Here is a 23,308-nt window from a genome sequence, read left to right as displayed (position 1 = left end):
CTGACGTAGTTTGAATTTGATTTTCGAAGAGTATAAAAACGCCAGACGGCGTTTTTATGGCTATTAAGGTTTGATACGGTGCAACATACGTGGGAATGGAATGGCTTCACGAATGTGTTTTGTACCAGCCGCGAAGGTTACCATACGCTCGATACCGATACCAAAGCCACCGTGTGGGACTGTACCGTATTTACGAAGATCAAGGTAGAATTCATACTCTGTACGATCCATGCCAAGTTCATCCATTTTTGCAACAAGGGCATCGTAGTCTTCCTCACGCATAGAGCCACCGATGATTTCTCCATAGCCTTCTGGAGCAAGCAAGTCTGCACAAAGCACGCGCTCTGGATTTCCAGGAACTGGTTTCATGTAGAAGGCCTTGATAGCTGCTGGGTAGTTCATGACAAATGTTGGCACACCAAAGTGGTTTGAAATCCAAGTTTCATGTGGCGAGCCGAAGTCATCACCATGTTCCAAATGCTCGTAATCTGCATCTTCATCGTTTTCATGCTCTTGCAAGAGATCAATCGCTTCATCATAAGTGATCCGTTTGAATGGCTCTGCAATGTAGCGTTTCAAGAGCTCAGTATCACGCTCCAATGTTTCCAAGGCTTGAGGAGCACGATCCAAAACACCTTGTAGAAGAGCTTTGACATAAGCTTCTTGCAAGTCAAGTGACTCATCGTGTGTCAAGTATGAGTACTCAGCATCCATCATCCAGAACTCAGTCAAGTGACGACGAGTTTTTGATTTTTCAGCACGGAATACTGGACCAAAGTCAAAGACGCGACCAAGGGCCATAGCACCAGCTTCCAGGTAAAGCTGACCTGATTGGCTCAAGTAAGCTGGTGTACCGAAGTAGTCTGTTTCAAACAGTTCTGTTGAATCTTCCGCCGCATTTCCTGAAAGAATGGGACTATCAAACTTCATGAAGCCATTCTTATCAAAGAACTCATAAGTTGCATAGATAATGGCATTACGGATTTGCATAACGGCAACTTGTTTGCGTGAACGCAACCACAAGTGGCGGTTGTCCATCAAGAAGTCTGTCCCATGTTCTTTAGGAGTGATTGGATAATCTTGCGATTCACCGATAACTTCGATGTCTGTAATATCCAATTCGTAACCAAATTTAGAACGCTCGTCTTCTTTGACAATCCCAGTCACAAACACTGATGTTTCTTGGCTCAAGCGTTTGATGGTGTCAAATTTTTCAAGCCCCACTTCTTCGCCGAATTTTTCGATAAAGTTTGGTTTAAAAGCTACACCTTGGAAAAAGGCAGTCCCGTCACGCAATTGCAAGAAAGCAATTTTTCCTTTACCTGATTTGTTGGCCACCCAAGCACCGATGGTCACTTCTTGACCAACATAGTCTTTTACTTCGATGATAGTAATCCGTTTTGTCATAATAGATCTTCCTTTTCTCATTGTACTTGTCCGAAGACATGCTTACCTTTCATTTTACCACAAATAATAGCTGATAGCTATCTCTCACAAGCTAAAAATCCGTCTTTTTTAACGAAAGCTGACTTTTTTTAAGAAAAGTCAATCAACTTTTTCAAATTCTTGAACCGATTTAAATATTTTATCCTATATTTTGATTTTTCAAAGGAAAATCCTATCTTTTTAGGTCTTTCTAGCAGTCGTTTTTGACAAGTCAAACGCTTACAAGTTATACTAACAGTATGTATAAGGAGGAAAATATGAAAAAGAAAATTCAACTCACTACGGGATTGTGTGCAGCTGTTTTAGCCCTCAGTCTTGCGACAACCACATTTGCGGATGAGCAGACAGGCCCTGTCACTGCTCCTATCACTGAACGACAAGATAGGCTTGCTCCTGTTTCAGCAACTTCAGAGACTTCAGGCGCAACAACTACAAACGAAGCAACAGCCCCACTTCCTAGCGAAGAAACAATAACCCCAACAGTTGAGGAATCAACCCCAGCTCCTGCTGAAACTCCAGAAGATCCACGAATCTCCGAAATTCGTGTCATCCATCGTCGTCGGACTCTGAAACCAGACTTTTCTCCAATTGCATCTTCTACAGATGTCATCTACAAGACAGTTGAAGCCCATGCTTTCACCGAATATGACGTTTCTGGAAATGGACCAGCAACCGTTACAGACGAAAATGGAAAAACATGGTATCGAGTGAGATATTCTGAGCTTGATATTAAAGATGGATTCCATTACAAGAGCGCTCCTGAAAAAGGAACTGCTACCGCGCCCGTCATTGAAGTCATTCATCTCTATGACGATATCGATTTGAATCCGGAAGTTGTAAAACGTGCTCGTTTTGTAGACGATAAGGGACAAGAAATTGCGCCTTCTCAAGAAAATAGCGTCGAGCGTAGTCTCGATTTGGCTTATGAAGCTGGTCTACCAACAGCACCCGCTCAGATCCAAGCTAATGGAAAAACCTATACCTTCCAATCAGCTGACAAAGGGGAACTAACCTCCCATAAACTCCATGTTTCTAACCTAGTTACTGTAACCTATTTCTATAAAGAAGTGACAAGCCCAGTTGTTGAGAAACCTGTGACTCCTTCTACTCCAGTAAAACCTGTTCAGAAACTTCGTCTTCCAAAAGGAAATAATGTTGTAAAAACCCGCGTACCTGTTAGCAAGAAGACTCAAGCAAAACCATCTAGTCCAGAAGTGAAAAAATTCCGCCTCCCAAAAGGAAACAATGGGGCTAAGACCCGTGTTCCTGTGAAAAAAGGGAACACTATTCTTTCTGTCGATTTCTTATAATTCTAAAGAAAAGAGAGTGGGACAGAAATCGGTAATTCGTTAGAATTCGATTTCGTCGTCCCACCTCCGCACAGTTGAGTAGGGCTGTAAAAGCTGATGAAATCAGCGTAGTAGAGCCCACTCAACCACTGCGTCTTGCTCGATAATCCAAAGATAATTGAGAGGCTAGGACTTTTGTCCCAGCCTCTTTTTAATTTTCCATAAATTGATGCAAGCGGCGAACAGCTTCCTTCAGGGTCTCCAAGTCAGTCGCATAGCTAAGACGGACATTCTCTGGAGCTCCAAATCCAGCACCTGTGATGAGGGCAACTCCCACTTCTTCCAGGATGGCAGTTGCAAACTCTGTCACATCCGTATAACCTTTCATCTCCATGGCTTTTTTGACATTTGGGAAGAGATAGAAAGCTCCCTGTGGCTTGATCACATCAAAACCTGGAACTTCGCACAAAAGAGGATAAATGGTGTTCAAGCGCTCCTCAAAGGCTTGACGCATCACCTCTACTGAGTCTTGTGGACCTGTCAAGGCTTCAATCGTAGCATACTGAGAAACAGCTGTCAGATTGGAAGTTGTCTGACCGGTTAGCTTACTCATGGCTGCAATGATTTCTGGGTCACCCACCGCATAACCAACCCGCCAACCTGTCATAGCATAGGCTTTTGAAACACCGTTAATGACAACCGTTTGTTTGCGGATGGCTTCGGATAAGCTTGAAATTGGAACAAACTCATTGCCGTTATAGACTAGGCGACCATAGATATCATCCGCTAAGATAATAATGTCATGTTCGACAGCCCAATTTCCAATGGCTAGGAGTTCGTCCTTGCTATAAATCATCCCCGTCGGATTAGAAGGAGAGTTTAAGACCAAGACCTTGGTCTTTTCTGTACGAGCTTCTTCCAATTGCTCAACGGATACCTTAAAATCATTGGCTTGGTGTCCTTTAACATAGACGGGAACCCCTTCTGCCATCAAGACTTGGTCTCCATAGCTGACCCAGTATGGTGTTGGAATGATGACCTCATCGCCGGGATTAACCACAGCCATAAAGAAGGTATAAAGCGAAAACTTCGCTCCAGTCGCAAAGGTGACTTGATTTGGTGAAACGGAATATCCATAGTATCGTTCAAAATAGGTATTGACGGCAGCCTTTAATGCAGGTAAACCAGAAGCAACCGTATAAAAAGAAGCCCGCCCATCCCGAATAGCTTGAACTGCAGCATCTTGAATATTCTCAGGAGTGTGAAAATCAGGCTGCCCCAAGGTTAGAAAGAGGATATCTTTTCCTTCTGCCTTTAGTTTTTTTGCTTTGGCATCACTTGCTAGGGTGACACTTTCTTCCATCTTTAATACACGATCAGAAATTTTCATACCTTACCTACTTTCTATTTGGGACCAGCTACAGACGAACAAATTTAGACAAAGATTCTACCAGAAGCTGGCTACAATACCTATATTATACACCATCTATCTGACTTGGAGCAAGATTTTACTAAGGATTACCCAGAAACTTTACACCTTCTTACTATTCGACAAAGAAATAATTTGAGATTAAAGTTAACAGACCTATTTCTTGTGTTGATAATTCTATTATCTTGTCACCCGCCTGTAATCTATTTGATATTAAGGCTTAATAGCGTCTAATACTATTTATTGATAAAATAATAGTATGAAGAATTTAGAAAAACTATTTGAAGAAGCCCAAACAGAATTAAAAACCATGATTGTCTTTCACAAGGCGGAACGGACTTTTCGTGCAGCAGAGTCCCATGTCTTTAAGGACCATCAGTTGACCCCTACTCAGTTTTCCGTTTTGGAAACCTTGTATAGTAAGGGGGATCTGCGGATTCAGAACCTGATTGACAGTATTTTAGCGACCTCTGGAAATATGACTGTCGTCATTCGAAATATGGTGCGTGATGGATGGATCAAACGCGAAACGGATCCAGACGACCGTCGTGCCTGCATTGTTTCTTTGACAGAAAAGGGCCGTAAAAAAATTATCGAAGTTCTTCCTGATCATATACGAAATGTTCAAAAAGTTATGAGTGTCTTTAGCGAAGAAGAGCAAAAACAACTGCAAACTCTTCTGAAAAAACTAAAGGGCTCCCACTAAATTCTAATCATTCAATCAGTCGTGTTCATGGCTAACTATGAACGCGTTTTTTTATTCTCAAGAACAAAATGTACTAGTCGCTGTTGACTAGTACCTTCTATTTTACTCATATTTCACAAAGACTAATTGTTTTTCAGTTGATAAATCAGGTTGGTAAGTAAATCCATTAAAGCTTAACTGCTTCATCTCTTCGACCTTCGTGATCTGCTTCTCTAGTAAGGCTGTCACAAAAGCCCCCCGCGCTTTCTTAGAAATGGTCGAATGCACCTTCAACTGACCATTTTTCTCTTCTAGAAATTTAAAGGTCACCATCCGATCTTGAATCTCCTTAGAAAAGACGGTTTCAAACTCACTGGAAAGCAAAGAAATAATTAGATCTTCCTCCTGAAGAGCTTGATCATAGCTAGCCTTCCAAAAAGTCTTTAAGGATTTCCCCTGGACCTTAAGCTTCATGAGAAAGTCCAAACGATGGGGAGCAATCGGAGTAAGGGCCGGAATCACCCCATAAAGAGCTGAGGTGATCAAGAGATGGTCTTGCACATAAGCCGCTTCTGCTTCCGTCCAGTCCGTACGGCGGATATTCCGGTACATGAGACCGTCGAAGAGATTCAAAGCTGGATAGGTCTTAGCTGTACCCGACTTGAGCGCTCGGATTCGTTGCTCTTCTTCACTTGCCCGCTCTTCAGTAATCTTATAAAGTGAGGCTAACTCTTCTAGAGATAATGAAGCTAAGGCATCGATGACCGCTTGTGTCTCATTTGATACAGGATAACCCGTTTTTTCTGGGGTATCCAGATTCATTTCTTTTGCAGTTGGAATTAATAGTTTCATAGATTTATTGTACCATATTTCATTTTCGCTTGACATAAAATTACCATCATGTTATCATCTAGTTATTAAAACTAGATAACAAAGAGGTAATAACTATTTTATTCAACTACAGTTATCCCAAGTGGGAAGAAATTCCTGATATTGATCTTTATTTGGACCAAGTCCTCCTCTATGTCAATAAGGTGTGTGCGCCTTTTATCTCAGAAACAGACAAGGGCTTAACGGCTTCCATGGTCAATAATTACGTTAAACACGGCTACCTGCCAAAACCAGATAAGAAGAAATACAAGCGACAGCAGGTTGCCCGTCTCATTGCTATTACAACCTTAAAGACGGTTTTTTCGATTCAAGAGATCGCGGCTACCTTGAACCTCTTGCAGAGTCAAGCCAACTCCGCAGACCTCTACAATAGTTTTGTGGACTTTCTCCATGAAGAGAAAGAACCTTTAGCACCCATTATCGGATCTGCCTGTCGTACCGTTTTGCTCTACCAAGAAACCCTATCCTATATCCATGTTCATTCTGAGGAGGAAAAATAAAAGTGAATTATGCTAGTAAATTAAGTAAACGATTATCCTTTGGAGAAGAAATCGCAAATAGTGTCACCCATGCAGTCGGGGCTGTTTTGATGCTCTTTCTCATTCCAACTTCTGCTATCTATAGTTATGAAACACATGGGACTTTAGCAGCTGTCGGGACCTCGATTTTTGTCATCAGTCTCTTTCTCATGTTTCTCTCATCGACAATTTACCATGCCATGGCCTATGACTCACCTCAAAAGTATGTCCTTCGCATTATCGATCACTCCATGATTTATATTGCCATTGCAGGTAGCTATACACCCGTCGTTCTTTCTCTCATGAACAACTGGTTCGGCTATGCCATTATCCTGATTCAATGGGGGACGACTATCTTTGGGATACTCTACAAGATTTTTGCTAAGAAGGTAAATGAAAAATTCAGCTTGGCCCTCTATTTGATTATGGGATGGTTGGTGATTTTCATTATCCCACAGATCATCAGCCAAACAAGTCCAACCTTCTGGGGTTTGATGCTGATGGGTGGCCTGTGTTATACAGTTGGAGCTGGATTTTACGCCAAAAAGAAACCTTATTTCCATATGATTTGGCACCTCTTCATCTTAGCCGCTTCTGCTCTCCAATATATCGCGATTGTGTATGTCATGTAAGACAGTGACTCTCTTATAGGGAGTCACTTTTTAGTTGCTTTTTTACACCCAATTGACTACAATAAAGAAAAATTGTACGGGGACAGTTATGACAACCAAATACCAAAAGATTTTTACTACATTGAAAAACCAGATTGACCAGGGGATCCTAAAAACTGGAGACCGCCTGCCTTCCGTTCGCCAACTAGCCACTCAGTATGCCTGCAGTAAGGATACCGTCCAACGGGCCCTGCTCGAGCTCAGCTACAAGAACTATATCTATGCTAAGCCCCAAAGCGGCTATTATGTCCTGGAGGAAGAGACTGGAAAGCATACCGACCTGCCTCTTCGCCTCAAGGAAGATCGCTTCCAGGCCTTTGAAGACTTTCGGACTTGTATCAACGAAACCCTTGTCGGTCGTGATAATTACCTCTTCAACTACTATGAAAAACAAGAAGGTCTTGTCGATCTCCGTCAATCTATTGCTTCTCTCCTGCGAGAAGATGCGATTTATACCCAGGAGCAACAAATCGTTATCACCTCAGGAACCCAGCAAGCCCTCTACCTCCTAAGCCAGGTCGCCTTCCCAAACCAAAAAGAAGAAATCCTAGTAGAGCAACCAACCTATTACCGCATCAATAAATTAATTCAGGAGCAAGACTTACCTTATCAAAGCATCAATCGCTTGCCTCAAGGAATTGACTTTGACCAACTGGAAGCCATTTTCAAAAGTGGCAGGATCAAATTTTTCTATACCATTCCCCGCTACCATTATCCTCTGGGACATAGTTATAGCAAACAAGAGAAGGAACAGATTTTGGCCTTAGCAGAACTCTATGATGTCTATATTGTCGAGGACGATTACTTGGGAGATTATGATCCACATTTTTCTCCTAGCTTTCATTATCTGGATGCATCTGACCGGGTCATCTACATCAAGTCCTTTTCTACCAGCCTCTTCTCTGCCCTTCGGATCACTTCTATGGTCCTGCCACAGGCCCTCCTTGCCCCTGTCTTAAAATTGAAGGGAACACTCGACTACGAAAGTAACTTAGTCATGCAGAAGGCCTTGAGTCTCTATATTGACAATGGAATGTTTGCCAAAAATAAAGGACTCCTTCACCAACAGCAAGCCATCCAAACAGAGCAGGCTACTTCTCTTCTCTATCAACATTCTCTCCCCATTCCCGCTTGGCCTGTCATTGGGGGAGTCTTGCTAGATTTGAGACAAGTTTCTTCGATTGCACGACTAAAACACAGTGGACTTCCCCTTCGCTTCTTTGAATCAGCCTATATCCAAACTTGTCCCTATGCCTTTACCCGCATTGAACAGGATAAACTGGAAGAGGTTTTACCCCAAATTATCGCTTATCTATAATTCAATCCCATCCTTCTATTCTTGAGTTATTTTTATATATAAAACTATGTTACAAAAATTTTACATTTATTACAAAAAATTGCTTGACATCTGTAACAATAGGAGTATAATCTAAGTCAGAAAGATAAAGAGGTGATATTATGAAACGATCTTTGATTCGTTGGACTGCAGCCTCTCTTTTGGCTGCATCACTTGGACTTGCTTTGGGAGGGTGTGGCTCAAAAGATAAAACAACTTCCTCATCCGAAAAAGCTTCTAGCTCGAAAGTTGAGAAAAAGCCAAAAGCTAGCTTGAATAAAAAAGCTACAGTTTCTTCTTCTCAAGCAAAAGAAAGTACTACTCCTTCAAGTCAGGCAAGTAACCCGTCAGCTTCAACTGAACCGAACAAGGCAGAAAATACAACTTCAACTGATCAAGCAGTTGTTCCTGCAGATCTTGTCGGCACATGGGTAGGATCTAGCCCTCAGGCGGATAGCATCAAAATGACTATTGAAGCCAATGGAGATATTACAACTGTCGTTAGCTTTAAAAATGATAGTGAACCAACACGCACAGCTACCTATACTGCAAGAGCTATTCAAGCATCTGGTAATGTCTATTACTGGGAGTCAGAAGGTCTTAATGGCGCAGATGCTCTTCTTCCTGGTATTACTGGATTAGGAGTAGCAAATTTCCGCTTCAAACCAGGATTTATCCTTGAGGAAGGTCATTATACTCCGATAGCCTTCACAACAGATATCAATACAGAGTTTGACTATAGCAATTACAGAGATTTCCACTTCTCATTGACCAAAGAGCAATAAGTCCGGGAATTTCTCCATTATAAAAGAGGCTAGGACATAAGTCCTAGCCTTTCAATTGTCTTTGGATTATCGAGCAAGACGCAGTGGTTGAGTGGCCTCTACTACGCTGATTTCATCAGCTTTTACAGCCCTACTCAACTGTGCGGAGGTGGGACGACGAAATCGAATTCTAACGAATTACCGATTTCTGTCCCACTCTCTTTTTATGTTTCATTCACTTTTACTTATGAGTTGGGTTAACCTTACTTCTTAGTCAAGACCCAGCTCTTAGCCACAAGCTCAAAGAGAAGATCATCCTCCACTCGACCATCCAAGGGAATGCTGATCCAGTACTTCTTGTTCATATGATAAGCCGGATAGAAATGGGGTTCTTCTAAGAGTTGGCTGACATGATCCTGTTTAAGATTTAAGACCTCAATCTTCCCTTCCTGCCTCGCATCTAGCTTGGACCAGTCTATCTTCATCAAGACGCCAAACCATTTGAGATCCTTTTGATGACGGAAGACGCCCGAGTCCGGAGAACGGTCCCAGAGGTATTCGATAGGACGGTCATATTGCCGGCTGATCCAATCCACCAAGCGCTTGGTCTGAGGATACAAAAAATCTTTGACAGCAAAACAGGAGCTTCTGATATCCTCTAAGGCCTGCTGGCAAGCTTCTCTGACTTGGCCAACATATTGACCAACCATCTGGTCCATATGAAGCTGCACATAGTCGTCGCCTGTCTCCTGATCCACTAGCCAAAAATGCACTTGCTTACTTTGGACAGTCACATAAAGTTTGAAGTCTCCATCCAGGATCTGTTGATCATAGTGAAACTTCTCTCCCTGCTTTGAAAACCCATAAGCTAGAGCTTTTTCATTGTCTATACTGTATTTCTCAAAATAATCTGGTAAAAACACGTACTACTCCTTTCCTCCAGTATACCAAAAATCAAGAAAAAAGAGCTGAGATTTCTTCCTCAACTCATATATCTTTAAAAGACAACACGAGTTCCATGGACCTGATCCACCCCTGGAACATCAAGGAAAAGCTGACGATTCTCCAAAGAGACTCCTCCACCTGCCAAGATTTCTAACTGGCGATCTGCAAGCTGGGCATACTCTTCGTAGCGTTGCAACCGTTGTTCTAAGTCTGTTTCTGGACTGCCGGCTCTTGTTAATAGTCTCGTCACGCCTACTTTCTTCATCCACTCGATACTCGCAGCTTGATCTTCTAAAGGAATCTGGTCAAATGCCATATGCATGGTCAATTCAAATCCTTGACTGGCTTCGATGAAACGAAGCATGGCATCTTTATCCAGCTGATTGTCAGCAGTCAAAGCCCCAACAGCTAAACCATCAACACCCAGGTCACGGGCAATTTTCCAGTCTTCTAACATTATGTCTAGCTCTTGCTCAGAGTATACAAAATCTCCACCTCGTGGACGAATCATAACGATGACCTTTGCCTGATAATCTTTAGCAAGCTTCACAGCCTCTTTGATCACACCATAGCTTGGAGTCGTACCTCCAACCGCTAAGTTATCACATAATTCTACACGACGCGCTCCTGCTTGAAAAGCCTTCTCTAACAGTGTTATGTTCTCTGCACAAAATTCATATAACGGCATCCTAAATCTCCCTGTATTTGAAATCGTTTTCTTGTTCTACCTTACTCTTTTTTCATTTCTTTGTCAATTAGAAAAACCATCAGCCTCATCAGAAACCAATGGTTGATGCTTAATAGGAAATTGGAACAATAATCTGTAATACCATGTTCCCTTTTTCGACCTTCGCAGAATGGATTCGGTAGCCACTTGTCGGCATGGTCAATTGGATTTGATTCCCTATCATAGTAGCTCCTGTGCCCTCTTGGTTAACTTTTTCAGCAATCTTTGAAGCAACCAAGCTACGTGGAATCGGCAGATGTCCAAGACGGGCCCGTTCTAGGTTCAAGGTCAATTGTTGATCCGTCACACTAGCTGAAAAGTCCATGCTCACCATGGTTTCCACCGGTCCCAGTTCAATCGGAACCTGAACATTGATATACTCTCCATTCATAGCAACTGCTGTATTGAGGAGAGTTTCATCTGTCATTTCCCCTGCCATGGATTTAATAACTTGGCGCAATTGAGGAGAATTCAGTTGAAGCTCTGTTTGCAGGCCAGAAGCAGTCACGTCTGCTGTAGAGAAGCCTTCTTGAGCCAGATCTACCAGCGAAGTATTCACTGTTACATTTTTAAATTGCTCTTGAGTCGAAACCTTTGCTGGTATCAAGAAAACTGCTAAGACAATAACTAGGAGGAAGGTCAGTCCGATGAGTCGTTTGATCCATTTCCACATATGGTCACCTCTTTTCGTTTTGATGGATAGAAGAGAATTCACCTCTATCACTATTGATCTATTCTTTTTAAAATACGACTTCTATTCTACCCTAATTTTTCAAAAAAAGCGAACGAGAGGAATAAGGTGCACATAAGAAAAGAGGTGGAAAAAATCCCAACCCCTATTTGAATGTTAATGGAATTGCATCCCACCATCCACGATGATGGTTTGTCCTGTAATGTAGTTTGAATCAGGACCAGCAAGGAAGCTAACCGCTGCAGCGACATCTTCGGGTTCGGACAAACGTTTAAGGGTAATATCTTTAGCGAAAGTTTGCATACCCCATTCGTCATCTTTACCAGCGTTCTTACCAACTTCATGAGCGATATCATACATCATTGGAGTCTTAACGATACCAGGTGCATACGCATTGACAGTAATACCTGAATCAGCCAAGTCACGTGCCAAAGTTTGAGTGATACCACGAACTGCAAACTTAGTACCACCATAGACAGTCAAGTTAGGGTTACCTACAACACCTGCTTGTGAAGTTGCATTGATGATTTTTCCGCCATGGCCAAGCGCCTTGAATTGAGCTTGTGCAGCTTGAGCACCCCAGATGACACCACCAACGTTGATGGCAAAAGTGCGTTCAAATTGTTCTTCTGTAATCGTATCAAGTGGTGTAGTTGGAGCAACACCAGCGTTGTTAACGACAACATTTAAATCTCCGAAATGATCCACAACTTTTTGGAAAGCTGCAGCCACTTCAGCTTGTTTGGAGACATCAGCAACGACCGCAAAAGCATTCTCTGCTGATAACTCAGCTACTGCTTTTTCTGCTGTCTCAGCATTGTAGTCTAAGACTCCGACCTTGAAGCCATCTTGTACCAATCGTTTTGCAATCGCAAAACCGATCCCTTGACCTGCACCTGTGACAATAGCTACTTTAGACATATGATTCCTCCTTGGTATCCCCGATACCAGCAAACGTTCATAGAAGAACAGCAAAGGTTGACAGTCAGTTTTGGGTGAATCTATCATAAGTTCCTTCCAAAACTATGCTAACAGTATACTCCTTTGTGAAAAAAGTGTCAAACTCTAGCCTGTTATTTTCTAAAGTATTTTACAATCTATCTTATCTTTATTTAGTAATAGATTAACTGATTATAATAATTTTGAAAAGGGTTTTATATCTTGACAAAAACACTCCTATTGCCTATTGTTTTGGGCCTTATTTCATGCTACACTAATTATAAGACAATCAAATAATAAGGAGATCTAACAATGAAAGAATTCATGGATAAATTGAATAACCTACCTAAACCAGTTCAATACATTATTGCGATCATTATTTTCTTTATTGCGTTTTACATTTCTTATAGCTTGTTTTAAGTTAGAACGTACAAAGCTCTCTTTATCTGATACAGTATTTTAAAAGAGAGTGGGACAGAAATCGGTAATTCGTTAGAATTCGATTTCGTCGTCCCACCTCCTCACAGTTGAGTAGGGCTGTAAAAGCTGATGAAATCAGCGTGGTAGAGCCCACTCAACCACTGCGTCTTGCTCGATAATCCAAAGACAATTGAGAGGCTAGGACTTTTGTCCCAGCCTCTTTCATTTTTTAAAACATTTTAAAGACTGCTACTGCAAGTACTGCACCGATGATTGGACCAACTACTGGGATCCAAGCGTAACCCCAGTCACCATCTCCTTTGTTAGGAATAGGAAGGAGGCTGTGCATGATACGAGGTCCTAGGTCACGAGCTGGGTTGAGAGCGCAGCCTGTAGTTCCACCGAGAGACAAACCAATCCCTGCAATCAAGGTACCAACGGCAAAAGTACCAAGTCCTGCTTGAAGGTCATAAAGACCAAGTGCAAAGATAGTCAGTAGCAAGACAAAGGTTCCGAGGATTTCACTGATAAGGTTTGAAGTAGTGTCCTTAATTGCTGGACCAGTACTGAATGTTCCAAGGATATTTCCAGGATTTTCTTCTGCTAGGTAATGCGGTTTGAACTGTAACCAGACAAGGACTTGCCCCACCATGGCTCCAGCAAATTGAGCGATGATATAAGGAATCACAGATGCCCAAGCTAGTCCACCATTAAGAGCAACCCCAATCGTCACCGCTGGATTCAAATGTGCCGGACTTAACTTGCCAGAGATAAAGGCTGCCACTGCAACTGCAATCCCCCAACCAAGAGTAATGACGATCCAACCTGAGTTATGGCTCTTCGTTTTCGGAAGAACCACTCCTGCTACAACCCCATTTCCCAAAAGAATCAGGATTAAGGTCCCTAAAAATTCACCAAATAATTCTTTCATATGATTTATTTCTCCATTATAAAGAGGGGCCGGTCAGATATTCTTCTTTCCAACCCCTTTTTGTTTTTCTTAATTTTTTAATGCTGCCAAGTCATTGTTTTCCAAAGCGACTTGCAAGTCTTGACGGTAGCCAGCTTTTTCTTCTTCTGACCATTCATAGAAGCGTCCCATTTCATCCAAAACAGGTTCGACAATTGCATCTAAGCTATCTCGCATGAAGAGCATGTGGTTCGTCCGACGAAGAAGGAAGTCAACTGGGCTAAGTGCCAATTCATTGCGCATTGCATAGTGAAGTGATAAGGTATCTGCTAGGCTCAATCCAGGTGCTTGTTCCACGCTATGAGCAAGGGCGAAGACCTTAGGTGCATTAGAACCGTATAGGTTAGCTAGGTAGTGAGCTTCCTTGCTATCCAAGCCACGAGATACGCCAAGTTGAGCAAAGGCTTCGATTTCAGAATCCACGTTCGTTGGGTTAATTTCTCCACCTGATACTGGATAGGTCTTAGAGTTGATCAATTTGAACTGACGGTCAAATTCTTCCTTGAGAATGGTCAAGACACGCTCCATCGCTCCTTCAGCCATCTTGCGGTAGTCTGTAATCTTCCCACCAGCCAGGGTCAAAAGACCATTGTCATCGCGGTCTAAGCTTGATCCACGAGAAACAGCAGATGGATCCAAATGTTTTTCAGAAGTGCTGCCTTCCAAGTGGCTGATTGCTGATTCAACATCTTCACGCGATTTTTCTTTAGAAAGATAGCCTTCAACTGTTGCAATCAAAGCATTAAAGCTTTCATCACTGATAGTGCCGTTGTTTCCACCATTGTAGTCAGAAGCACTGTTTCCTGAGATCAACGGACGAAGACCAGCCCAGCTACTTTCGATATCATCGATGGTGATGTGAGCTTCTGGGAAGCGGTTATTCACGATTCCTAACAAGTAGTCGACATCTTCTTGAGTTACTGTTGGATGCTCTAAGTCGCCAGTGTAGTCCGTGTCAGTCGTTCCGAAGTAAGTTTTGTTTTCACGTGGCAAGACGAAGACCATCCGACCATCTCCAAGACCAGTATCAAAGTAGACTGGTTGAGAAACTTTGATCTTGCTTGAATCTACGACCAAGTGAACACCCTTGGTTGGACGCATTTGTGAATGCTGCTCTCCATCGTTTGAGAGGTTACGCACTTTATCGCTCCAAGGACCAGTTGTATTAATCACCAAACGAGCCTTGATTTCAAAGACTTCATCAGTCAAGAGATCACGCGCCACTACACCTGTGATCTTGCCAGATTCATCAAAGAGGAATCCTTCAGCTTTTACGTGGTTAGCAATGAGGGCCCCATCTTGGTTGGCACGTTTGATATTTTCAATCACCAAACGAGCATCGTTGTTACGGAAGTCTAGGTAGACCCCACCTCCGACTAGACCTTCTTGTTTCAACTCAGGCTCACGAGCCAACACTTCTTCTTTGGTCAAGACCTTGTTGGCAGCTGGAGTATTGCTGACACCTGCCAAGAGGTCATAGAGGTCCATGGCTACCTTAAGACGGAAGAGGCTAAAAGTTGCCCCATCTTCATCATAGACTGGTAAGAGCATTGGGTCTGGTTTTGGAATATGAGGAGCAATTTGTTGCACTACTGCACGTTCTGATACCGTATCTGATACCACTTCTACGTCAAATTGTTTGAGGTAACGAAGTCCACCGTGGACCAATTTTGTTGAACGGCTTGATGTCCCTTCCGCAAAGTCCTGCATTTCAATCAAACCTGTTTCAAGACCACTTGCTGCTGCCTGCAAGGCTACCCCAGCACCTGTGATCCCTCCCCCGATAATCAAAAGATCCAGGGTGCGTTCTTGCATTTTCTTAATCGATAATTCACGAGTTTTCTTTGAAAATTCCATAATTCTTCACTTTCTATCCTACTGAAGTCTTGACTAGTCTTCAATTTCTGCAAAGAGTTGGGTAGCTTTAACAGCTTTCTTCCATCCCTTGTAGAGTTGTTCTTTACGAGATTCGTTCATAGAAGGCTCGAAGAGTTCACCAGTTGCATTGAGTTCTTTCAATTCATCTAGGTCTTTCCAGTAGCCGACTGACAGGCCAGCAAGGAAGGCTGCCCCCAAAGCTGTTGTTTCCAAGTTTTTAGCACGAGCGATATCAATACCAAGAATATCCGCTTGGAACTGCATCAAGAAGTTATTCATAGCTGCTCCACCGTCCACTTTAAGGACTTGAATAGCCGTCTTAGCATCAACCTGCATAGTATCGATGATATCCCGTACTTGGTAAGCAATGGATTGAAGAGTCGCCTTAATAAAGTCTTCTTTGGTTGTTCCACGAGTCAAGCCAAAGACAGAACCACGAGCATTTTGATTCCAGTATGGTGCTCCTAGACCTGTGAAGGCCGGTACCACATAAACTTCATCATTGTTGTGAGAATCACGCGCATATTTTTCAGATTCAGGTGAGTTTTCCACCATACGAAGACCATCACGAAGCCATTGAATGGCACTACCCGCGATAAAGATGGATCCTTCTAAGGCATAGTATACTTTCCCGTTAATTCCATATCCAATGGTAGTTAACAAGTTATTTTCAGATAACTGCATCTCTTCACCTGTATTCATGATGATGAAAGATCCAGTACCGTAAGTATTTTTGACCATACCTGGTTCAAAGGCCAACTGTCCAAAGAGGGCTGCTTGTTGGTCACCCGCCATACCTGAGATAGGAACTTCTCCACCGTAGAAATGGAAAGGAGCTGTTTTTCCATAGATTTCAGAGTTTGAACGCACTTCTGGAAGCATAGCCTTAGGAATATTGAGGATTTCCAAAATCTCATCATCCCATTTTAGGTCTTTAATATTGTAGAGCATGGTACGAGCAGCATTTGAATAGTCTGTTACGTGAGAAGCTCCGTCTGTCAACTTCCAAACCAACCAAGTATCGATGGTACCGAAAAGCAATTCTCCTTTTTCAGCCCGTTCTTGTGCTCCTTCTACATGGTCCAAGATCCAGCGAATCTTAGTTGCTGAGAAGTAGGCATCAATGACCAAACCTGTTTTTTGGTGGAATTTTTCGACATACCCTTGGCTCTTAAGTTGTTCAGCTAAAGGAGCTGTTTGGCGAGACTGCCAAACAATGGCATTGTAGATTGGAAGTCCAGTATTCTTATCCCAAACAACGGTTGTTTCCCGTTGGTTGGTAATTCCGATAGCTTCGATTTGTCCTGGCTTGATGCCACTTTCGATAAAGGCACCAGCGATAACAGACTGAACAGAGTTCCAGATTTCATTTGGATTGTGTTCAACCCAACCAGCTTGAGGGAAAATTTGCGTGAACTCTTTTTGGCTAGAGCTTACTTTTTCTCCTTTTTTATTGAAAATGATTGCTCTTGAACTTGTTGTTCCTTGGTCAATGGCCATAATGTATTTTTCTTGTGACATGAACTGTCCTCCTGGGAAAAAGAAATATTCTTTAGGAGACGTACTCCTTACATTGTCTAGTATACAAAATAAACCGCTTTCATGATCATCAATTTTTTTTTAATTTTTAAAAAATATGAGGAGCGTCTCTTGAATCGCTTGAGACAGAAGAGATTTCCAAACTGCTGTTCTATTAAATTTTCAGACAAATCTAAGCATTTTCCAACAAAAAAAGAAGACCCAAGTCTTCTTTGTAATCTACTAAGAATTGGCATCCCCATAAATCATCTGACGAATATTGGCTAAATCTGTCAGATCCAAGTCATATTTCAAATAATAGACAGGAATTCGCTTGCTATGGCTAATAGGATTGTTGGTCACAATCAAATCATAATCCGTAGCTGGATCAAAGGCTTCAATGGTAATAAAACGATTGTACTCCAAGTAGCGCTTGAGGACCTCTGTCATCCGTGTATAGCCTAGATAGCCCACTGTTAAGTCCAGGCCAATCTTAATTTGACGCCCACTATTCTCCACGATATAATCCATTAATTGAAGCCACTCCCACCTAATTTTTTTATCCAGGGCAGTCGCTTGGGAAAAGAGAGGCAGTTTGCTAAAGATGGAATCTGCTACTTCTCTATAGTCATGGCTACTAAATCCATAGGGAGGATGCGTTTCAAGCTGGTATTTATGCTTGTCTTGTAGCAGATAGCCAGAAAATAGATAAACTTGGCCACAAATTTGACTCAATTCATAGGTCACTGGGCCCTCTATATACTCTCCTAAAAGCTTCTGTGTTTTCATCTCTTGAATGAGCTGCGTAGTCAAAGCCCCAATCTCCCCTCCAAATCCTAAGATATACTCCATGGTATGAAGGGGGAGGATCCGATGGGTGACTAGAAAAGCAAAGAGGATCAACATCTCTCCATCCTCATAGCTAAGAGCAATGTGTTTCCCTGAAAAGAGCTGGTCTACCCTATGAAACAAACGTTGATAAAATATATTGTCCGTATAGCCCTTCATCTTCTGTTCAATTTCTCGGAACTGACAGGCATTAACCTTGAGTCGTTGCTGGGTAATATGGGACCAGAGAACAAAATCCAAGCGTTGTCCTTGAGACAATTTTGCTCCACAGAGCTCTTCTAAGGTTGCAATTTCGGTTTGTCTTTCTTTCTTGTCCAGTTCTTGTTTCCAGTCTGCACTAGCCCAGACCTTTCGTAGCAAGCCAAAATAAAAATAGCGAATCTTATGTTCAGGCCCTTTCAAGCGCCCATTGTGGATGGAAAATTGAAACTCAGCTAATAATTTGTTTAAGCCCGAAATATGACGCCCTAATGTCGCTTCACTAATCAAGAGTTCCTGAGATAGTTGCTGAGCTTGAAACTGGCCATGATAAAGCAAATAGATCAATAGTTGGTACTTGATGGCATTGTCCAAAAAAGCCCGCCGAATGTCCCGCCCCTTGGTATCCGAATCCACAAGAAGGCGAAGGTTTTCATCTACTACCTCAATGGAAAGGGCCAGCTGATTTTCTTGGGCCTTGTCATTGATCAGTGCAAGATATTTGTTCAATGTTGCTTTGGAAAATTCCGTCTCAGCCATCACTTCTGACAGACTGCTTGGAGAATGCTTTTGCAGATGAGACAGGATTAAAAACTGCCCACCCTCACTTTTTTCCATTAAATCAGCTAAATGCATTTTCAGAAAAACCTTCCATGATATTAGTTTTAGCATAACACAAAACTTATGAAAGTCGAAATATAATGCTTACCAGCTCTATCTAAATATCACCAATCTCTAAATTATAAAACCTCCCACCGAAATCGGCTGAGAGGTAAAGCTCTACTCTATGATTTTCGTAAAGCCACTAGCCAAGAGGCTACTAGGATTTTGAAAATAATTTGCTCATTTTTCCTCCGTAACAGGATGATAAATCAGATAGATCCCCCCTAATCCGCATCGACCCAAAGATGGTATAGTTCACAGTGTAGACATCGAAAGAGATAGCCACACATAGAACCATCCTTTACTAAGTATTCAGCCACATCCTGAAATTCATCACGCGCCTCATATTCTTCCAAAACTTGCTCTGCTATGCCCATTTCTTCCAGTTCACGAGTGCCAACTGTCCCCAGATAGGCACAGTAGTCTTGGCAACAAGAGAGCCAATATTCGCCCTGCCAGCTGCTATAGCCAGGATTTTGACAGAAGAGGACCTGGTCTTTTTCCTTATCCATGACCCCTTGCCAATCAGCATCTTGGATAAACTCTGCTTCAAAATTCTGAGCAGCACGACCTGTAGCAATACAAGTCGGACAGAGATGGCTTAGCTCCTCCACACAATAGGGTCTCAACGCATAATAGATGGTGTGGTCTTTCCCACACGAAGGACAGGTCTTAGACTCCCCTTCCTTAAAGGCACCAGTCGCTAGTGGATCCGGATGATAGCGGAAGGTTGGCAATTCACTGACTTTCTCCTTATGAGCCTCTTTTTCTTTTTCGGTCAAGGGACGAGAGAGAGCAAAGCGATCTCCATGACTTAGACTCATCTTTTCTAAGGTGAAAAGTTTCTTAACTTGCTTGCGATCAGACTTGTCTACTAGCTCTGAGAAGAGAGCAAAGGCACTGGCATACAAGCCCAACTCCTGATACACATCCACCAAGACCTGCTTAGTTTCTGGAGTTTCCAGTACGGTCAGTCGATCCGCAAATTCATAGAAAGCCAGCACGCTGGATGAATCCTTATCTTGCGCTTGGAACTGCTTTTTTAAGTGGATATATTCTTTCATAGAATCGTTCATAGAATTGCTCACTTTCGTTTTTACAGATAATCAAATCCTAGTTTTTTTCCTTCAGGTGATTGTATTCTAGCGTTGAAAATGTACTTTAAATCCATACTTACCAGCATTTTGCTTGAGTTTTTCAACCAACAGTTCATTCTGTTTACTTTTACTAAAAAAGAAGGGAATGGTCTTTCCATTTCTGAGTTCGATATAGAAAGAATAGCGACTCCCACCACCAGCGCGACCACGGAGCAATAAGTAAGTTATCTGCTTCATCTCTTTCAATGGGATCATACGACGGCTGAAACACAAAGGCACATGAATGTAGAAGATGCCATTCGAAATATGGTAAGGTTCAAAAAATGAGCCTCCTCTACGTCGGCTAGCTAACCACCGACGAACGAATAAAGTAATGCTGAAGAAGCCAATAAAACCAACACTTAATAATACTGGTCCTGATTCTAAACTCTCCATTCCATTTCTCCCACCATAAATTCTAAATACACAGTACAATTGTTGACTCGGCCTTAATCAGTATACTTTTTAGTCTTTGTTAATAAGATGATGACACCCACTAAGATTAGAACTCCAATTATAAAAACAGCAAGCTCTAATTCTTTAAATCCTTCAATATAGGGTAGGACATACATACTTGATTCTACTAATAGAAAACCGTTAAGAATAAGGGCTAGAGCAAAGTAGCTCCGTTTTTTTATTCATCTTTAGCTCCTTTCCTTAGCTGGAGCTCCCATCAAACTTAACTAGCTAGAAATTCTATTTGGTTTCAACCCATTTTTCATTGTCCATGATAAAGGGCTTAGCTAGACCTTCACCGGTGTAATCTTGGTATTTGGTCTCCAAGTATTTGTAGACATCTTCCTTGGTCGCAAACTTGATCGCTTGATAGGGCTCTTCAAAGGTCAGCTTTTCGACAAAGAGATAGCCGTCCTTGGCAGGAACCAAGACACCGACGTGTCCGACAAAAAGGGTGTTGCCATCTAGGTTATCATGAACGATGACAGAAAGCATGCGGGCATTTTCATTAAATTTGAAATTGGCAAAAAACTCTTCCATCTTCTTAGAATGGACCTTGACATCCGTTGTAGCCTCTGTCGGAACCCGTGAATACAGAATGTTAAAGGCTTCCTTGTCTGCCTCATCAAAGACTTTCCCTTTGTCAATAGCGTCATTGTCCACGAACAAGAGTTCACTATCCGCTTTCATCTTAGGAATCTCAATGCGATTCTTCAGAAGAGTATAGCTATTGATCCGGCAGTTAGTCCCGACGAAATCGCCCTTCTGCTTGGTCCACAAGTCACTAATTTTTTCTACATTGTAGTCTGTTTTCTTGAACTTGCTGAAGTTACCCGTCAAACCGACCGAGCCGACAATGCTATCATAGTCCGTTACTAGACCCAGAAACTTGTCTACACTTTCCTGATCCAAATAAGCAGACAAGAGAGCCCGCACTTCTTCGACGCTTTCCTTGCTATTAAGGTTGCTGTATGTTCCCTTGTAGTGCTCCTTGTCTGAACTAGATTTCTGCACAATGGAAGTTTCCTTCTTTTCCTTGGATTGCTTTTGATTGGTCCCACAAGCCGCTAAAGCAAAGATTGCCAAGGCACAGCTAGTAAGGAGCATGATTTTTTTAGATGGTTTCATAAACTGGTTCCTTTTCTATATACTAAGATGTTTTGTAACATTGAATCGTGTTTTGTAACATCATTCATTTCTTCTTCCTATCGAATCTCCTTATCCTATATTATAGTTTAAAACTGACTTAGCTCCAACTATTTTTCACGAATTAAGGAAACTTTATAAGTAGCAAAAAAGAGCTGGCAGACTATCCAGCTCTTCAATATGTTACAAAAATCAAAATTAAAATTATTGTTTAATTCGACCAATCTATTTTGGCATGTTCTATTGCGTACTCGGCTTCCTCTTGAGTAAATTTTTTGTTTTCAACAAGTACTTCTAACATCTTTTCTTTCGAAATCTTGGTACCGTTTGCATAAGATTCCGCTTCTTTCATAGCGTCCTCCTTCCAATCGAAATTAACATGTTCTACAGCATAATCAGCCTCTTCTTGAGTAAATAGTTCAACATTTATAAGTTGCTCAACTAATTTTTCTTTTGAATAATGAAACTCTTGATAATATTTTGCTCTTAAAAGTGCTTGCTCTTTCCAGTCAATATTAAGCTTATTGATAGCGTACTGGGTAGCATCCTCTGAATATCTTCCAAACCTTGTTAAATCTTGTTCAATTTTCTGTTTCGATAAATGAGATTTTTCTGACAAAAAGAGAGCTTTTACATATGCATCTGTATATTCATTTGATTTTTTATAATCATAATACTTCGTACTAGAACTTGAAGTAGAGTATTTTTCATAATCATAATACTTGGTACTAGAACTTGAAGTAGAGTATTTTTCAACTGGATAAGTTACTCTTGATCCTGAACGTGAACTTTTCCATTCATTATAACTTCTTTGATAACTATATACCATAATAGCTATCCATCCTACGAACAATCCAAACATCGCAAAAATAAATATCAAAAATTTTTTCATAATGAATACCTTTACTTGTTTTTCTCCAATGGAATCTTTCATCCCTCTAGAACCGCTTTCATTAGTATTATATCATGAAATATTGTTCATTTTTATTTACTAGTGTAAAAGTCTTCATACTAGTGAACAAAAAAGCGACTGCAATATTTCAACCGCAATCACTTGTTCAATTGTGAGATAAAAAATAATAAAGGATTATTTAATCTTGTGTTTGTTCATCTTTTCTTCAAAGACTTCCGTCATAATGACTCGCAATTCTTCCCGTTCTTTTTCAGGAAGGTCTCCTTGGCGTTTGGCCACGGCATAGAGTTCAGGATAGCGCATAGCCACACGTTCGATCGTCTTTGTTGTCGCATGCCCTCTGACAAAGAAAGGAATACGCTTGACCCATTCTTGCGGTACAAGAGCAAGCAACTTCTTCGCCGCTTCTTTATCAGAAATCTCAGCTGTACTCAAACCTTGGTTGATCTGTTCTTGTTCTTTTTCTGTAAAATCTTTTAATTCCATATAAATCACCTTACTCTACTAATTTCTTTACCCAAGGACACATTATACACCTATGTAGGGGAAAAGTACAACTAAAGGAACCGAAAAATAGAGCTAAGGCAAGTCATCCCTCACTCTATCTCTTCATCGTTAAATCTTATGAAGTATATTGATTTCCGAATTACTGTGGTGCATCTTCCTTTTACTTTAAATAATAGTTACTTGCCTCAGTTAGTTTTTTATAATAATGATCGTAACTCTTACTTAATTGTCTAATCAGGGGAATAGCTACTTCATAGTAGTGATGGTCCATTAAAAATGTTTTCAGTTGATCTTGTATAGTTTTCATTGAACTTGTTTTGAAA

General features: G+C 41.5%; 22 protein-coding genes. 6 read left to right on the top strand and 16 right to left on the bottom strand.

What is annotated here, in order from left to right:
- Window positions 1-63 precede the first annotated feature (63 nt).
- On the bottom strand, window positions 64-1,410 hold the full coding sequence (gene asnS / locus EAI95_RS01645) for an asparagine--tRNA ligase (RefSeq protein WP_003007581.1): 1,347 nt from the start codon (window positions 1,408-1,410) through the stop codon (window positions 64-66).
- A 293-nt stretch (window positions 1,411-1,703) separates the two neighbouring features.
- Between asnS and EAI95_RS01640 the strand changes: the two genes are divergently transcribed.
- On the top strand, window positions 1,704-2,756 hold the full coding sequence (locus EAI95_RS01640) for a cell surface protein (protein ID WP_129822006.1): 1,053 nt from the start codon (window positions 1,704-1,706) through the stop codon (window positions 2,754-2,756).
- Between the two features lie 190 nt (window positions 2,757-2,946).
- Here the strand turns inward: EAI95_RS01640 and EAI95_RS01630 are convergent, their stop codons facing one another.
- On the bottom strand, window positions 2,947-4,125 hold the full coding sequence (locus EAI95_RS01630) for a pyridoxal phosphate-dependent aminotransferase (protein ID WP_129822005.1): 1,179 nt from the start codon (window positions 4,123-4,125) through the stop codon (window positions 2,947-2,949).
- Window positions 4,126-4,423: 298 nt separating this feature from the next.
- Here EAI95_RS01630 and EAI95_RS01625 point away from each other — a divergent pair, with 298 nt between their 5' ends.
- Window positions 4,424-4,870, top strand: coding sequence for a MarR family transcriptional regulator (locus EAI95_RS01625; RefSeq protein ID WP_125329358.1), 447 nt, complete (start codon window positions 4,424-4,426; stop codon window positions 4,868-4,870).
- A 102-nt stretch (window positions 4,871-4,972) separates the two neighbouring features.
- Here the strand turns inward: EAI95_RS01625 and yaaA are convergent, their stop codons facing one another.
- Window positions 4,973-5,701 carry a peroxide stress protein YaaA gene (gene yaaA / locus EAI95_RS01620; protein WP_129822004.1) on the bottom strand — a complete coding sequence of 243 codons (729 nt, stop codon included), beginning with the start codon at window positions 5,699-5,701 and terminating at the stop codon, window positions 4,973-4,975.
- 95 nt (window positions 5,702-5,796) lie between these two features.
- Here yaaA and EAI95_RS01615 point away from each other — a divergent pair, with 95 nt between their 5' ends.
- The 4 genes from EAI95_RS01615 (at window position 5,797) to EAI95_RS01600 (ending at window position 9,050) form a co-directional block, all read left to right on the top strand.
- On the top strand, window positions 5,797-6,240 hold the full coding sequence (locus EAI95_RS01615; protein ID WP_042361110.1) for a DUF1836 domain-containing protein: 444 nt from the start codon (window positions 5,797-5,799) through the stop codon (window positions 6,238-6,240).
- Window positions 6,241-6,242: 2 nt separating this feature from the next.
- On the top strand, window positions 6,243-6,890 hold the full coding sequence (locus EAI95_RS01610; protein ID WP_023026889.1) for a hemolysin III family protein: 648 nt from the start codon (window positions 6,243-6,245) through the stop codon (window positions 6,888-6,890).
- 88 nt (window positions 6,891-6,978) lie between these two features.
- Complete coding sequence (locus EAI95_RS01605) at window positions 6,979-8,247, top strand: PLP-dependent aminotransferase family protein (RefSeq protein ID WP_129822003.1); 1,269 nt, start codon at window positions 6,979-6,981, stop codon at window positions 8,245-8,247.
- Between the two features lie 140 nt (window positions 8,248-8,387).
- On the top strand, window positions 8,388-9,050 hold the full coding sequence (locus EAI95_RS01600) for a hypothetical protein (RefSeq protein WP_129822002.1): 663 nt from the start codon (window positions 8,388-8,390) through the stop codon (window positions 9,048-9,050).
- A gap of 242 nt (window positions 9,051-9,292) precedes the next feature.
- Here the strand turns inward: EAI95_RS01600 and EAI95_RS01590 are convergent, their stop codons facing one another.
- The 13 genes from EAI95_RS01590 to EAI95_RS01520 form a co-directional block, all read right to left on the bottom strand.
- The gene (locus tag EAI95_RS01590) at window positions 9,293-9,952 is read right to left on the bottom strand and encodes an MmcQ/YjbR family DNA-binding protein (protein ID WP_129822001.1); all 660 of its coding nucleotides are present in this window, start codon (window positions 9,950-9,952) and stop codon (window positions 9,293-9,295) included.
- Window positions 9,953-10,026: 74 nt separating this feature from the next.
- Entirely contained in the window at window positions 10,027-10,662 is a 636-nt protein-coding gene (locus EAI95_RS01585) for a copper homeostasis protein CutC (RefSeq protein WP_023023434.1), read from the bottom strand.
- 109 nt (window positions 10,663-10,771) lie between these two features.
- Entirely contained in the window at window positions 10,772-11,374 is a 603-nt protein-coding gene (locus EAI95_RS01580; protein ID WP_129822000.1) for a hypothetical protein, read from the bottom strand.
- A gap of 174 nt (window positions 11,375-11,548) precedes the next feature.
- Window positions 11,549-12,313, bottom strand: a complete 765-nt coding sequence (locus EAI95_RS01575) for a (S)-acetoin forming diacetyl reductase (protein ID WP_023023545.1) — start codon at window positions 12,311-12,313, stop codon at window positions 11,549-11,551.
- Window positions 12,314-12,980: 667 nt separating this feature from the next.
- Window positions 12,981-13,682 (bottom strand): MIP/aquaporin family protein, encoded by a 702-nt coding sequence (locus EAI95_RS01565; protein WP_129821999.1) that lies wholly within the window; start codon window positions 13,680-13,682, stop codon window positions 12,981-12,983.
- A 69-nt stretch (window positions 13,683-13,751) separates the two neighbouring features.
- Window positions 13,752-15,578: a type 1 glycerol-3-phosphate oxidase gene (gene glpO, locus EAI95_RS01560; protein WP_117744339.1), complete on the bottom strand. Its 1,827-nt coding sequence runs from the start codon at window positions 15,576-15,578 to the stop codon at window positions 13,752-13,754.
- Between the two features lie 33 nt (window positions 15,579-15,611).
- Window positions 15,612-17,120: a glycerol kinase GlpK gene (gene glpK, locus EAI95_RS01555; protein ID WP_129821998.1), complete on the bottom strand. Its 1,509-nt coding sequence runs from the start codon at window positions 17,118-17,120 to the stop codon at window positions 15,612-15,614.
- Window positions 17,121-17,360: 240 nt separating this feature from the next.
- Window positions 17,361-18,800 (bottom strand): helix-turn-helix domain-containing protein, encoded by a 1,440-nt coding sequence (locus EAI95_RS01550; protein WP_129821997.1) that lies wholly within the window; start codon window positions 18,798-18,800, stop codon window positions 17,361-17,363.
- A 251-nt stretch (window positions 18,801-19,051) separates the two neighbouring features.
- A complete protein-coding gene (locus tag EAI95_RS01545) occupies window positions 19,052-19,903 on the bottom strand; it encodes a CbrC family protein (RefSeq protein WP_129821996.1) in 852 nt (283 codons plus the stop codon).
- Window positions 19,904-19,969: 66 nt separating this feature from the next.
- Window positions 19,970-20,359 (bottom strand): hypothetical protein, encoded by a 390-nt coding sequence (locus EAI95_RS01540; protein WP_061564056.1) that lies wholly within the window; start codon window positions 20,357-20,359, stop codon window positions 19,970-19,972.
- A 300-nt stretch (window positions 20,360-20,659) separates the two neighbouring features.
- The gene (locus tag EAI95_RS01530) at window positions 20,660-21,547 is read right to left on the bottom strand and encodes a DUF4300 family protein (protein WP_129821995.1); all 888 of its coding nucleotides are present in this window, start codon (window positions 21,545-21,547) and stop codon (window positions 20,660-20,662) included.
- A 229-nt stretch (window positions 21,548-21,776) separates the two neighbouring features.
- Window positions 21,777-22,499, bottom strand: coding sequence for an Ltp family lipoprotein (locus EAI95_RS01525; protein ID WP_238662880.1), 723 nt, complete (start codon window positions 22,497-22,499; stop codon window positions 21,777-21,779).
- A 153-nt stretch (window positions 22,500-22,652) separates the two neighbouring features.
- A complete protein-coding gene (locus tag EAI95_RS01520) occupies window positions 22,653-22,964 on the bottom strand; it encodes a hypothetical protein (protein ID WP_117744347.1) in 312 nt (103 codons plus the stop codon).
- Between the last annotated feature and the right edge of the window lie 344 nt (window positions 22,965-23,308).

Source organism: Streptococcus sp. bf_0095, assembly GCF_004166885.1.
In the GTDB taxonomy this organism is placed as follows: Bacteria; Bacillota; Bacilli; order Lactobacillales; family Streptococcaceae; genus Streptococcus.
This window is presented reverse-complemented; position numbering and strand designations above follow the sequence as displayed.

Excerpts from the sequence above, each read along its gene's own strand:
- EAI95_RS01640 (WP_129822006.1), top strand. The coding sequence starts at position 1,704 with ATGAAAAAGAAAATTCAACTCACTACGGGATTGTGTGCAGCTGTTTTA.
- EAI95_RS01630 (WP_129822005.1), bottom strand. The coding sequence starts at position 4,125 with ATGAAAATTTCTGATCGTGTATTAAAGATGGAAGAAAGTGTCACCCTA.
- EAI95_RS01625 (WP_125329358.1), top strand. The coding sequence starts at position 4,424 with ATGAAGAATTTAGAAAAACTATTTGAAGAAGCCCAAACAGAATTAAAA.
- yaaA (WP_129822004.1), bottom strand. The coding sequence starts at position 5,701 with ATGAAACTATTAATTCCAACTGCAAAAGAAATGAATCTGGATACCCCA.
- EAI95_RS01605 (WP_129822003.1), top strand. The coding sequence starts at position 6,979 with ATGACAACCAAATACCAAAAGATTTTTACTACATTGAAAAACCAGATT.
- EAI95_RS01600 (WP_129822002.1), top strand. The coding sequence starts at position 8,388 with ATGAAACGATCTTTGATTCGTTGGACTGCAGCCTCTCTTTTGGCTGCA.
- EAI95_RS01585 (WP_023023434.1), bottom strand. The coding sequence starts at position 10,662 with ATGCCGTTATATGAATTTTGTGCAGAGAACATAACACTGTTAGAGAAG.
- EAI95_RS01580 (WP_129822000.1), bottom strand. The coding sequence starts at position 11,374 with ATGTGGAAATGGATCAAACGACTCATCGGACTGACCTTCCTCCTAGTT.
- EAI95_RS01575 (WP_023023545.1), bottom strand. The coding sequence starts at position 12,313 with ATGTCTAAAGTAGCTATTGTCACAGGTGCAGGTCAAGGGATCGGTTTT.
- EAI95_RS01565 (WP_129821999.1), bottom strand. The coding sequence starts at position 13,682 with ATGAAAGAATTATTTGGTGAATTTTTAGGGACCTTAATCCTGATTCTT.
- glpO (WP_117744339.1), bottom strand. The coding sequence starts at position 15,578 with ATGGAATTTTCAAAGAAAACTCGTGAATTATCGATTAAGAAAATGCAA.
- glpK (WP_129821998.1), bottom strand. The coding sequence starts at position 17,120 with ATGTCACAAGAAAAATACATTATGGCCATTGACCAAGGAACAACAAGT.
- EAI95_RS01550 (WP_129821997.1), bottom strand. The coding sequence starts at position 18,800 with ATGCATTTAGCTGATTTAATGGAAAAAAGTGAGGGTGGGCAGTTTTTA.
- EAI95_RS01545 (WP_129821996.1), bottom strand. The coding sequence starts at position 19,903 with ATGAACGATTCTATGAAAGAATATATCCACTTAAAAAAGCAGTTCCAA.
- EAI95_RS01540 (WP_061564056.1), bottom strand. The coding sequence starts at position 20,359 with ATGGAGAGTTTAGAATCAGGACCAGTATTATTAAGTGTTGGTTTTATT.
- EAI95_RS01530 (WP_129821995.1), bottom strand. The coding sequence starts at position 21,547 with ATGAAACCATCTAAAAAAATCATGCTCCTTACTAGCTGTGCCTTGGCA.
- EAI95_RS01525 (WP_238662880.1), bottom strand. The coding sequence starts at position 22,499 with ATGAAAGATTCCATTGGAGAAAAACAAGTAAAGGTATTCATTATGAAA.
- EAI95_RS01520 (WP_117744347.1), bottom strand. The coding sequence starts at position 22,964 with ATGGAATTAAAAGATTTTACAGAAAAAGAACAAGAACAGATCAACCAA.